We start from the raw sequence: 11,919 nt of genomic DNA on the forward strand, positions 1-11,919 counted from the left end.
CAGGCTGGTACTTTAAGCGATTCTATATTAAAATAAAATTACAATATGCTAGAATCCTTCGTAAATAAAAAATAAATGCTATGATAGTTAATAGAGATGTGATTGCTCAAATTTTTTTGATAAAAGAACAAAAAGTATTGATTGAATCAGAAAAGATTTGAACAACCTCCGAGTAAGGTAGGTGTCAACAACATGGGAAAAATTATATCCATCGCAAATCAAAAAGGAGGCGTTGGAAAAACAACATCATCTGTGAATGTCTGCGCTTGTTTAGCATCGTTGGGAAATAAGGTATTACTTGTTGATACAGATCCTCAAGGGAATGCAACAAGCGGGGTTGGCGTAAATAAAGCAGATGTCAGTCAATGTATTTACAATATATTGGTAGAGGATACTCCAGCAGCAGATGTCATTGTCTCCTCCAGTTTAGAGAACTTAGATATTATTCCTGCAACGATTCAGCTGGCAGGATCGGAAATTGAACTTGTTCCCATTATATCAAGAGAAATTCGTTTAAAAGCGGCATTAAGCGAGATAAAAGATCAATACGATTACATTGTGATTGATTGTCCGCCGTCGCTAGGTTTACTGACCATTAATGCTCTCACTGCATCGGATACGGTTATGATTCCGGTGCAATGTGAGTATTATGCACTTGAGGGTTTGAGTCAATTGCTGAATACCATACGATTAGTGCAAAAGCATTTAAACACGGAATTAATGATAGAAGGTGTTTTGCTGACAATGCTTGATGCGCGTACGAATCTTGGAATTCAAGTGATTGAAGAAGTGAAAAAGTATTTTCAGGATAAAGTATTTGAAACCATTATTCCAAGAAATGTCCGCTTAGGGGAAGCACCAAGTCACGGCAAACCAATTATTGCTTATGACCCCAAATCCCGCGGTGCAGAAGTATATCTTGATTTAGCGAAGGAAGTGATGACAAATGGCGAGAGGGTTAGGTAAAGGTATTAATGCGCTATTTCCAGAAGCAGAAAAGGACAGTAAAGATAATATACAAGAGGTGAAATTATCTGATTGCCGTCCCAATCCTTATCAGCCAAGGAAGAGCTTTCAAGCCGATTCGATTGAAGAGCTGAAGGATTCCATTAAAGAATATGGTGTTATTCAGCCAATTATTATACGAAAAAGTCTCAAAGGTTATGAAATTGTTGTCGGTGAAAGAAGATACCGTGCAGCAAAAGAAGCAGGGCTGGAGACAATTCCTGCGATTATTCGTGAATTAACAGATGAACGCATGATGGAAGTTGCATTATTAGAGAACTTACAACGTGAGAACCTGACTCCGATTGAAGAAGCACAAGCCTACGCAAATCTAATGGAAAAGCTGAATATTACGCAGCATATATTATCTGAAAGGTTAGGAAAAAGCCGCTCGCACATTGCCAATACGATTCGTTTATTATCGTTACCTGATGATGTCATGGCGTATATCAATCGTGGCGATTTGTCCATGGGGCATGGCCGGGCGCTTCTCAGCCTGAAGGATCATGATACCATCCTTGCGTTAGCGGATAAAATACAAAAAGAAAAGCTAAATGTGAGGCAAGTGGAAAAACTGATTATTGAAATGAACGAAAAGCAAACAAAAAAACCAAAGAAATCACCGAAGAAAGATGTTTTTATCCAGGAAAGAGAAACAGTACTTCGGGATACACTTGGAACAGCCGTTCATATCAATAAAGGGAAACGAAAAGGGAAGATTGAGATTGAATTTTACAATGATGAAGATTTAAATCGTATCCTCGAATATCTGGAAAAATAACCATAAGCCGATGTATTCTTGATGATTTTTCATAGAATACATCGGTTTTTTTATGAAAAAAATGCCTGCCTGCTTGCTGTTTTAGTATGACTACAAAACGTTTATACATAAATGTTGTAAGCGATTACGTAGAATAAATGTATAAAAGTTTCCTCAAGGAAAAATAATAGACTTTCTAAAATTTACTTGACAAAATGAAAAGTAGTGCATAAAGTAGGGAATAGATAAAAAGTTTGCCTTATGCAAAAAACAAGGGAGGAAGAAAAATGGAGAAAGCTTGGAAGAAAATACTGGGTTTTGCTATACTAATGGGAGTACTATTTTTAGCAGCTTGCGGCTCAAGTAATGAGGAAGGAAATGAAAACGGAGACGAGGAAGGCGCAGAAGCCGATGAGCCAATTGAAATTGTCACAACAATTGCACAAATCGGAGAGCCGATATCTGAAATCGGCGGTGATCTTGTCAATGTGGAAACATTAATGGGGCCATCTGTGGACCCGCATTTATATGATCCGACACAAGGCGATATTGCTACGTTGGATGAGGCGGATGTCGTTCTATATTCTGGATTGCATTTGGAAGCAAATATGGAAGAGCCGCTGGAATCAATCAGCTCAGAAAAGCCTGTATTAGCCATTGGAGAAACCTTGCCTGAGGATGCTCTTTTAGAAGATGAAGAAGAGCCGGGAGCTCCAGATCCACACATATGGTTTGACTATAATTTATGGCAGGATGCATTAGATGCTGCAGTAGAAGAATTAAAAGAGTATGCTCCGGAACATGCAGATGAATTGGAAGAAGGGAAACAGGAGTATTTTGCACAGTTAGAAGAATTGGATGAAGAAGCATCGAAATTACAAGATATCCCTGAGGAGCAGCGCGTGCTTGTAACAGCGCATGACGCATTTAATTATTTTGGTCAGTTACACAATATGGAAGTAGTTGGTTTGCAGGGAATCAGTACAGAAAGTGAAGCTGGCGTGTCTGATGTGAATGATACGATTTCTATCATTGAAGAACATGAAGTTCCGGCTATATTTGTGGAAAGCAGTGTGAATCAGGACACGATTAACGCGGTTATTGAAGGTGCTGCCGATAACGGAATGGAAGTAGAAATCGGCGGAGAATTGTTCTCTGATGCAATGGGTGAAGAAGGTACAGAAGAAGGCACATACATTGGCATGTATAAGCATAATATAGACACAATCTATGAAGCATTAACTGGAGGAGATGAGTAAGGTGACATCATCTGTAATACGCGTAGATGATTTATCAGCTTCTTACCAAAAAAATAAAGTATTGAATGATGTAAGTTTTGAAGTGAATGAAGGTACGATTACAGCGATTGTCGGTCCGAACGGTGCCGGTAAATCGACATTAATTAAGACCATGTTAGGACTTCACCCCCAGCTGACAGGAAATGTCAGCTTTTGGGGCAGTCCTTTTAAAACGGCAAAGAAAAAAATCGGTTATGTCCCTCAACGGGGATCGGTTGATTGGGATTTCCCAACGGATGCACTGGATGTAGTAACGATGGGGCTGTATGGAAAGATTGGCTGGTTTCGAATTCCTTCTAAAAAAGATAAACAAAAAGCGATGGATGCTTTAACGAAAATGGGCATGGAGGCTTACGCGCATCGTCAAATCAGTCAGCTATCAGGAGGACAGCAACAGCGTGTATTCTTAGCGCGTGCGCTTGCTCAAGATGCTGAACTATACTTTATGGATGAACCATTGGCAGGAGTAGATGCATCTACGGAAAAAGCGATTATGACGATTTTGAAAGAGTTAAAAAGCAAGGGGAAGACGGTGTTGGTCGTCCATCATGACCTGCAAACCGTCCCTGAATATTTTGATCATGTCTTATTTTTAAATAAAACGGTATACGCTCATGGACAAACAGAAGAAGTGTTCACAACAGACAATATAGCAACAACGTATGGTGGAGATATGCAATGGGTTGGAAAGGGAGATCAATATGTTATCCAATCTACTTCACATTAATACGGTATGGGTGATGGCAAGTACCATGATTTTAGGCATTGCTGCAGGCGGAATCGGATGCTTGGCTTATTGGAAAAGACAAAATCTGATGAGTGACGCTTTATCCCATGCAGCGCTTCCTGGAGTTGTTGTAGCTTTCTTGGTTATACAGGAAAAAAACTTGCTGCTGCTTGTCATTGGTGCAGCACTGAGTGCGCTTTTAGGAGCATTTTTCATTCAATGGTTTACAAATGCCTCACGAATTACGGAAGATACAGCTATGGGAATGACATTATCCGTTTTTTACGGTGTAGGTATTATGCTTTTGGCAATTGCTAACCGTGCTCCTGGAGGTAATCAGAGCGGATTAAATAACTTTATATATGGGCAGGCAGCGGCAATGGTTCGTTCCGATGTTATTACGATGATAGTACTGGCATCGATTGTTATTTTGATTATATTCGTTGCTTTTAAGGAATGGAAACTATTTTTATTCGATCCTCATTTTGCAAAAGGCGTCGGAATGTCTATCCGCGGTATGAACGTGCTGTATACCCTCGTGCTGGTGACAACCATTGTTATTGGCATTCAAGCAGTTGGTGTTATTTTAATGGCTGCCATGTTAATTATCCCGGCTGTAAGTGCAAGGTACTGGACGCATTCCTTTAAAATGATGATTTTGCTTTCTTCTGCGATAGGAGGCTTAGCTGGTGCATTTGGTACATGGGTAAGCTCCACAGGAAGCGGATTGCCGACGGGGCCATTTATCGTCCTGACTTCCTCTGCTGTTTTTATCATTTCCTTATTGTTTGGAAAGGAAAAAGGAATTGTTATCAATTTCGTCCAGTTTAAAATGCAACAGCGAGCGTCTCAAAAAAAGCATCCATTAGCAGCTGAAAAAGGAGGATCACAATGACTTATACGATGTGGATTATTTTAACGGCATCTCTTGTGGGTCTTTCCTGCGGCTTAATCGGTGTTTATCTTATCCTGAAAAAACAGGCAATGATGGCGGATGCAATTAGTCATACGGTGTTGCTCGGGATTGTGTTGGCGTATATGGTAACCCAACAGGTATCAGGGACAGCGATGCTTGTAGGCGGTATTTTTGCTGGTATTCTAACAGCATTTCTTGTTCAATCGCTTAATAACTTAAAAGTGCAGCATGATGCTTCGTTGGGAATTGTTTTCACTACATTGTTTGCCATTGGTGTTATTTTGATATCTACCTCGGTCGGGAATGTGCATTTGGATGTGCAGCACGCATTGATGGGAGAGATTACGTTTGTTCCGTTTGCAACAACGGATTTCCCAATAGTTGGATCAGTTCCAACAGCGACTGCATTGCTTGCGCTTGTCTTGGTAGTAGTCATTTTCTTTATCATTGCTTTTTATAAAGAATGGAAAATTACTTCATTTGACCCGGCGTTGGCAGCAAGCATCGGTATTCCGGTAATGTTCTTTCACTACTTATTTATGACCCTTGTATCTGTTACTACGGTTGCTTCGTTCGATGCAGTCGGTGCGATACTTGTGGTGGCTATGCTGATTACACCAGCGGCCGCAGCTTATTTATGGACAGATAAGTTAATTATCATGCTGTTTCTCAGCGGTGGTTTCGGCGTTGTTTCTGCTGTTGCAGGATATTGGGTAGCAACATGGCTGAATACTTCTATTTCCGGATCCATGGCGCTTATGACAGGTTGTATCTTTTTTATAAGCTTTTTATTATCTCCGAAGCATGGGTTGGTTTCAAGGTGGATTCGACCAGCAGAGGTCAGAGAAGAGCAAGAAGCATAAAGATTTTTTAAAAAGGAATTTTGTATCTGCAGTAAGATATGAAATTTCTTTTTTGCACTGTAAACATTCTAAAGTACGGACTATAAGAAAAACGACGGGTTCATTTATCCTCCAACGAATCCATCGTTTTTCTTCTTTCTATCTGATAAAAGGTATTTTCTGCCCCCTTATTAATTTAGGGACTTTAGCCTCTACAGTACCAGCAAATAAGGATTTTCAATATAATTTACAAGAATGGAGAAAAATTCTCCCGCATCGGCACCGTCTAGAATCTGATGGTCAAATGTTAAACTGAACGGCAATTTTTGAATCTGTATGACTTCGCCGTTTTCCAGTGCGAGTTCATCCTGTAATGCACCAACACCGAGTATACCTGCTTCATGGAGGTTCAAAATAGGCGTAAAGTACTCGACACCGCTTCCGCCCATATTCGTAATGGTAAATGTAGAACCGGATAAAATGGATTCATCTGCTTCACCATCACGGGCTTTCGTGGAAACGTCCCTAATGTCCTTCGCTAAGCTGCCGATGGTTTTTTGTTCGGCATTTTTAACGACAGGTACAACCAAGCCGTTATCTAAGGAAGTAGCGATACCTAAATGGACTTCATCAAATTCGGATAATTCTTGGTTGTCATAGCGTGCATTCATCTTTTGGTAATCTTTTAGTGCAAGGACAACTGCCCTGGCAATCAATGCAGTTAAGCTGAGTTTCACATGCCTATCAGCTGCTTCCGCTTCGTTGCGCAGCGTTTTCTGAAAAGCAATGAGTTTATCCGCATTTGCCTTGCGGTGTAATGTGAGCTGGGCAGTCTGCTGCAAGCTTTGTCGCATGTTTTGAGCAATTGCTTTTCGCATGGAATCCAGACCCTCTCCAATAGCTTCCTGCTCCAGTGTCACTGCTGCTTCATCGGAGCTGTATTGTATTTCACCCGCTTCATCCAGTCCATGTTCCAGCACACGGTTAATGTCTAATCTAGTAATTCTGCCATTTCCACCGGTACCGTTAATTTGTTCGATCGGTAAGTCATGTTCTTTTGCTAATTTTCTTGCGAGAGGGGAGATGAATATACGCTCTCCGGAATCTTGTTTTGTACTGTGATCGCGACTTACTGCTGTTGTTTGTTCCTTCGCTTGTTTTTGTTCATTGACAGCTGTTTCAGATTCATTTTGGTCCGCTTCTCCTTGAGAAGAGTCATCTTCCTTGGACGTTTTCTCTCCAGGAGAACCAAGTATGCCAAGCACGTCACCTACTTTGGCTGTTCCGCCTGCCTCTATTTTGATTTCCAGCAGTTCGCCGCCGGACAGTGCTTCAATATCCTGCGTCAGCTTTTCAGAACTGATGGTTGCAAGGCTTTCTCCTTCTTCCACCGTGTCTCCGACTTGTTTATGCCATTCTTCAATGGTGCCTTGCTTCATGGTCATTCCCAATTTTGGCATGACAATATTTTCACTCATTGTTTTCACCTCCTGTTCATGCTTTGACTGCTTTTAAATCTGCAACTAATTCATCTGCTACACGCAGCACTTTATCTGCATCCGGTATATAAGCTTGTTCCAGATTATGAGCAAAAGGAACCGGCGTATCCGGTGCACAAACCGTTTTAATCGGCCCATCCAAATAATCAAAACCGATATCACTGATGACCGAGGCAACATCGGTAGCTGTATTGTTATGCGGGTTGGATTCATCTACAACAACCAGTCTGCCAGTCTTTTTGACGGATTCCAGTACCGTTTCTTCATCCCACGGGGAAATTGTCCGAAGATCGATTACTTCTGTTGAAACATGGGACGCATCAAGCTGCTCGGCTACTTCTTCCACCACCTGCACCATTTTACCAATAGCAACAATTGTTAAATCCGAACCTTCTCTTACGACGTTTGCCTTTCCAATATCAACGGTATAATAATCTTCAGGAACCTCTCCTTCCATCCCATATGATGTCTTATCCTCAGAGAAAACAACGAGGTTATCATCTTCCATTGCTGCGAGAAACAGCCCTTTTGCATCATAAGGGTTGGATGGTACGACAACTTTGACACCGGGAATAGCGCCGAACATGCCATAAAGTGTCTGCGAATGTTGTGCAGCGGCGCCTGCTCCGGCTCCGTGAACAGTCCGGACGGTCAAAGGAATTTTTGCATAGCCGCCGAACATATAACGCATTTTCGCTCCCTGGTTCAGGATAGGGTCGAGGGCAAATCCGATAAAATCATTAAACATTAATTCTGCGATGGGACGAAGCCCGGTAGCTGCAGCACCAACAGCTGCACTGAAGTATCCGTGTTCTGCAATCGGCGTGTCAATAATACGATTTCGCCCATATTTGGCTGCGAGTCCCTTGGATACACCGAAAACACCGCCAAATGATTCATCATTCTGTAAATGATCCACTTCCGCTCCGCCTGCTACATCCGTTCCAATCAAAATGACATTATCATCATTTTCCAAGGACATGTCCATCGCTTCTTGGATCGCTCCCATAAATGTCATTGTTCGTTTGTTACCCATCTTAATCCCTCCTTGTTGATTTAAACCTTCTCTTTAAGCAAAAACATCTTCATATAATGAGTCAATATCAGGCAGTGGACTGTTTTCCGCAAATTCCACCGCTTCTTTTACTTTTTGTTTTGCATCTGCTTCCATTTGGTCAGCTTCTTTTTCTGTCAGCCATTCTTTTTCCAATGCTTTTTCCCGGAATTCGGGGATAGGATCTCGGCCTGTATTTACATCATCGGGTGATTTATATTTTTGTTCATCCCCTTCAAAATGACCGTAATTCCGGTACGTACTGCATTCAATCAATGTAGGGCCTTCTCCGGATTTGGCACGCTGCATCGCTTTTTTAAAAGTTTTATAGACAGCTTTCACATCTGCACCGTCTACAAATTCACCAGGCATATTATAGGCAGAGGCACGTTCTGCGATGGTTTCGGATGCACTGGCGTATTTATGGGCGGTTCCTTCACCAAATTGGTTGTTTTCACAAACAAAAACAACCGGTAAATTAAGAATGGAAGCGAGGTTCAGCCCTTCGTGGAAAGTACCTTCATTGGCAGCACCATCACCGAAGAAACAAACAGCAACATTCTCTTTCCCCATATTGCGAATAGAAATTCCAGCACCATTTGCTAAACCAAAACCACCGCCGACAATACCATTTGCTCCGAGCATTCCTTTTTCCACATCAGCTACATGCATGGAGCCGCCCTTACCGCGGCCAAGCCCATCTTTTCTACCCATGATTTCTGCCATCATCCGGTTCATATCACACCCTTTTGCAATGGCGTGACCATGCCCGCGATGTGTACTGGTAATATAGTCGTCATCTTCAAGTTGAGCCATTACCCCAGAAGCGATTGCCTCTTCTCCTGCGTACAAGTGAACAAATCCGGGAATCTTTCCTGTACCGAAAATCCGGTGGACTTCATCTTCAAAAGCACGGATTTCATTCATTGTCTGATAAATCCAGCGTGCATCTTGTTTTTCCATGACGCGTTCCTCCTTTTATTTGGCAGCTTTGAAAGTAACCTTTCTTACTGCATAAGTGTTACGATGGTTGTCCAAAGGTTTGGTAACAACCAAGTTTTTTAAAATCACATATGAACAGCCCGCTCAAATAATGCATGCGCACTTTCTCCGATAACTTCGGATAGGGCAGGGTGGGGCTGCACAATATCGGCAAGTTCATGCATGGTTCCTTCAGATGCTTTCACGCCTAATAATTCTCCGATTAACTCTGTAGCGTTTGGTCCAACGATAAAAGCTCCTAAAATTTCCTGGTATTTCTTTTCCGTAACAATTTTGATAAAACCTTCTGCTTCTCCATCTACGACAGCTTTACTGTTTCCATTAAAAGAAGATGTTGTTACTGCCGTTTCATAGCCGGCATCAGCAGCTTCTTGTTCTGTCAGCCCAAACGAAGCAGCTTCCAAGTGGGTATAAATACAGCGTGGTATAGCTTGCTGATCCAAGCTGATATTTTCGCCGGCCATGGCGTGTACGGCTGCAATACCTTCTGCACTGGCTGCATGGGCTAATTGATACCCGCCAATCAAGTCTCCAACTGCATAAATATTTGCTTCACTTGTTTCATAGAATGAATTGACTTGAACAAAATGATTTGGATTCATTTGCAAATTTAGATTTTCCGCAAGTTGCAGATTCGGCTTTCTTCCTGCAGCTACTAAGAGCGTATCAAAGGCTATTTCCTGGTCTGCAAGAATAACCTTATTCTGTTTTACTTCTTTGATAGCAGCTTTGGTAAAAATCTGAATGCCCTGTGTTTCCAATTGGTTTTTTAAAGCAGCACGTACATCTTTTTCTTCCGTCAGTAATACATCCTGTGCAATTTCAATAAGACTGACATCTGTTCCGAGCTGAGTCATTGCAGAGGCAATCTCTGAAGCAATCACTCCGCCGCCAATCACTGCTAATTTTTTAGGCTGTGTTTTCAAATCAAAGAAAGTATCCGTTGTCTCATATTCTATTTTGTCCAGCCCTTTGATAGGCGGGACAAAAGGTTTGCTTCCTGTAGCAAGTAAAATATGGCTTCCTTTCAGTTTTTCATTTCCGATTGTTACCGTCCGTTCCTTGTCTACTGCAGCTTCTCCATGGAAAATCGTAATAGCATTCTTTTTCAACAAATAACTTACACCGTCTGTTAATGTTTGAACGACTTCCTCTTTCCGTTCGGTCAGTTTTTCATAATCCACTTGTAATGTACCGGTGGAAATTCCCCATTCCTTTGCTATCCTTATATTCTCTACCATTTTGCTGTGTTTCAGTAAGGTTTTGGAAGGGATACAACCGGTATGAAGACAAACACCTCCAATGCTCGATTTTTCGACAATCGCTGTTTTCTTCCCGAGCTGAGCTGCTCTGATAGCAGCAACATAACCGCCGGGTCCTGAGCCGATAACGATGACATCAAAATGTTGCATAGAAATCTATCACCTCCTATTGAAATCGCTTACAATACTGTTCACTTTTATTGTATAACTGAAACATTTGATTTTCAATGTCTGAATCATGACATTTTTCAAACGTAGATGGGCTGTATGATGATCTGCTGGTCAGTAATGAAAAAGTTCTATGACTATAACCGTTTAACATAACCAGATGAAGGGGAGAGGGGATGCAATGTTGGCAGGTTAATGCATTTTATAAAAATGATAGTTGCTACAAGTAGATAGAAATAAAGTTAACTAGCGTCGTATTTTTTCGTAGCAGACGGCTTGATCTGACAACATTGGAGGAGAGTGTGATAATACGAAAACAATGTATGGTAATATGATATTATAATAGAGTAGAAATAGAAAAATGTCACATGGTCACAGCGTTAAACCTATGCTTACAGGATATCAAGATAGAAAAAAGGATTGCAAATTCATTGAAATTTGATTATAATGCTCTTTATCTCTTTATTTGAAGAAGGCGGTTAAGCCTCGGTAGAAATGTCTATGTATCATAGAAAATAAATCGTTCAAATGAGTACATACAGCATGTTTATATAGAAATGTTTCACGTGGAACATTTCATTAAGAGGGGTCTATAAACCCTTTTTGGTTGTTGTTTTATGGAGAAATGGGAGAGAGGCAGTTCATTCTATTGAAACCTCTAAACAGTAGGAGGGCAGGAAGTGGCGTTATTCGGAACAATTGTTAATATCGTATTTATTATTATTGGTAGTATTATCGGTTTATTTTTCACAAAAATCCCGGAACGGTTTAAAGAAACGGTCATGAATGGCATCGGACTGGCTATTGTTTTAATTGGTCTGCAGATGGCACTACAGACAGAACAGATTATTATTGTTTTATTAAGTTTATTATCTGGTGCGATTATTGGAGAGGGATTAAAAATAGAAGAAGGTTTGAATCGATTTGGTACATGGATTGGAAACCGTTTTGCAGTTAGTGGTAATAACACAAGTATTTCACAAGGTTTTGTCACGGCTTCTCTGATATTTTGTGTTGGAGCATTAGCAATTATCGGAGCTTTAGACAGCGGTATACGCGGTGATCATGGCGTTTTGATTACCAAGGGAATCATTGATGGTTTCACTGCACTTGTATTAACAACTACATTAGGAATTGGCGTTATCTTATCAGCAGTTCCTGTTTTGCTATATCAGGGAACAATTGCATTGCTGGCGACACAAATTAATCGGTGGGTACCGGATGCATTTTTAGATGGATTAATTGTCGAATTAACGGCAGTTGGCGGGTTGCTTATTCTGGCAATTGGATTGAATTTATTAAATATCACTAAGATTCGTATCGGAAATTTATTACCAAGTATTGTGACAGTTGTACTGGTTTATTATGTATTCACCTTATTTTAAA

General features: G+C 41.0%; 11 protein-coding genes. 7 read left to right on the plus strand and 4 right to left on the minus strand.

Going from position 1 to position 11,919, the window contains the following annotated elements; genetic code table 11:
- Positions 1-192: 192 nt before the first annotated feature.
- The 6 genes from B7E05_RS00990 (at position 193) to B7E05_RS01015 (ending at position 5,569) form a co-directional block, all read left to right on the plus strand.
- Complete coding sequence (locus B7E05_RS00990) at positions 193-966, plus strand: ParA family protein (protein ID WP_080871885.1); 774 nt, start codon at positions 193-195, stop codon at positions 964-966.
- On the plus strand, positions 947-1,786 hold the full coding sequence (locus B7E05_RS00995; RefSeq protein ID WP_080871886.1) for a ParB/RepB/Spo0J family partition protein: 840 nt from the start codon (positions 947-949) through the stop codon (positions 1,784-1,786). Before B7E05_RS00990 ends, B7E05_RS00995 begins: the two co-directional genes overlap by 20 nt.
- Before the next feature lie 266 nt (positions 1,787-2,052).
- Positions 2,053-3,024 carry a metal ABC transporter solute-binding protein, Zn/Mn family gene (locus B7E05_RS01000; protein WP_080871887.1) on the plus strand — a complete coding sequence of 324 codons (972 nt, stop codon included), beginning with the start codon at positions 2,053-2,055 and terminating at the stop codon, positions 3,022-3,024.
- On the plus strand, positions 3,017-3,790 hold the full coding sequence (locus B7E05_RS01005; protein ID WP_080871888.1) for a metal ABC transporter ATP-binding protein: 774 nt from the start codon (positions 3,017-3,019) through the stop codon (positions 3,788-3,790). The genes B7E05_RS01000 and B7E05_RS01005 overlap by 8 nt, the downstream gene beginning before the upstream one ends.
- Positions 3,765-4,685, plus strand: coding sequence for a metal ABC transporter permease (locus B7E05_RS01010; RefSeq protein ID WP_080871889.1), 921 nt, complete (start codon positions 3,765-3,767; stop codon positions 4,683-4,685). The genes B7E05_RS01005 and B7E05_RS01010 overlap by 26 nt, the downstream gene beginning before the upstream one ends.
- Positions 4,682-5,569, plus strand: a complete 888-nt coding sequence (locus B7E05_RS01015; protein WP_080871890.1) for a metal ABC transporter permease — start codon at positions 4,682-4,684, stop codon at positions 5,567-5,569. Before B7E05_RS01010 ends, B7E05_RS01015 begins: the two co-directional genes overlap by 4 nt.
- Positions 5,570-5,760: 191 nt before the next feature.
- Here the strand turns inward: B7E05_RS01015 and B7E05_RS01020 are convergent, their stop codons facing one another.
- The 4 genes from B7E05_RS01020 to lpdA form a co-directional block, all read right to left on the minus strand.
- Positions 5,761-7,026: a dihydrolipoamide acetyltransferase family protein gene (locus B7E05_RS01020; protein WP_080871891.1), complete on the minus strand. Its 1,266-nt coding sequence runs from the start codon at positions 7,024-7,026 to the stop codon at positions 5,761-5,763.
- 16 nt (positions 7,027-7,042) lie between these two features.
- Positions 7,043-8,083, minus strand: coding sequence for an alpha-ketoacid dehydrogenase subunit beta (locus tag B7E05_RS01025; protein WP_080871892.1), 1,041 nt, complete (start codon positions 8,081-8,083; stop codon positions 7,043-7,045).
- 33 nt (positions 8,084-8,116) lie between these two features.
- Positions 8,117-9,064, minus strand: coding sequence for a thiamine pyrophosphate-dependent dehydrogenase E1 component subunit alpha (locus B7E05_RS01030; protein WP_080871893.1), 948 nt, complete (start codon positions 9,062-9,064; stop codon positions 8,117-8,119).
- 104 nt (positions 9,065-9,168) lie between these two features.
- Complete coding sequence (gene lpdA / locus B7E05_RS01035) at positions 9,169-10,515, minus strand: dihydrolipoyl dehydrogenase (protein WP_080871894.1); 1,347 nt, start codon at positions 10,513-10,515, stop codon at positions 9,169-9,171.
- Between the two features lie 698 nt (positions 10,516-11,213).
- Between lpdA and B7E05_RS01040 the strand changes: the two genes are divergently transcribed.
- Entirely contained in the window at positions 11,214-11,918 is a 705-nt protein-coding gene (locus tag B7E05_RS01040; protein ID WP_080871895.1) for a DUF554 domain-containing protein, read from the plus strand.
- Position 11,919 lies beyond the last annotated feature (1 nt).

The sequence above is a fragment of the Oceanobacillus timonensis genome (assembly GCF_900166635.1).
Taxonomy (GTDB): Bacteria; Bacillota; Bacilli; order Bacillales; family Amphibacillaceae; genus Oceanobacillus; species Oceanobacillus timonensis.

Coding starts and splice junctions, on each gene's coding strand:
- B7E05_RS00995 (WP_080871886.1), top strand. CDS start 947: ATGGCGAGAGGGTTAGGTAAAGGTATTAATGCGCTATTTCCAGAAGCA.
- B7E05_RS01010 (WP_080871889.1), top strand. CDS start 3,765: ATGTTATCCAATCTACTTCACATTAATACGGTATGGGTGATGGCAAGT.
- B7E05_RS01015 (WP_080871890.1), top strand. CDS start 4,682: ATGACTTATACGATGTGGATTATTTTAACGGCATCTCTTGTGGGTCTT.
- lpdA (WP_080871894.1), bottom strand. CDS start 10,515: ATGCAACATTTTGATGTCATCGTTATCGGCTCAGGACCCGGCGGTTAT.
- B7E05_RS00990 (WP_080871885.1), top strand. CDS start 193: ATGGGAAAAATTATATCCATCGCAAATCAAAAAGGAGGCGTTGGAAAA.
- B7E05_RS01025 (WP_080871892.1), bottom strand. CDS start 8,083: ATGGGTAACAAACGAACAATGACATTTATGGGAGCGATCCAAGAAGCG.
- B7E05_RS01005 (WP_080871888.1), top strand. CDS start 3,017: ATGAGTAAGGTGACATCATCTGTAATACGCGTAGATGATTTATCAGCT.
- B7E05_RS01030 (WP_080871893.1), bottom strand. CDS start 9,064: ATGGAAAAACAAGATGCACGCTGGATTTATCAGACAATGAATGAAATC.
- B7E05_RS01000 (WP_080871887.1), top strand. CDS start 2,053: ATGGAGAAAGCTTGGAAGAAAATACTGGGTTTTGCTATACTAATGGGA.
- B7E05_RS01020 (WP_080871891.1), bottom strand. CDS start 7,026: ATGAGTGAAAATATTGTCATGCCAAAATTGGGAATGACCATGAAGCAA.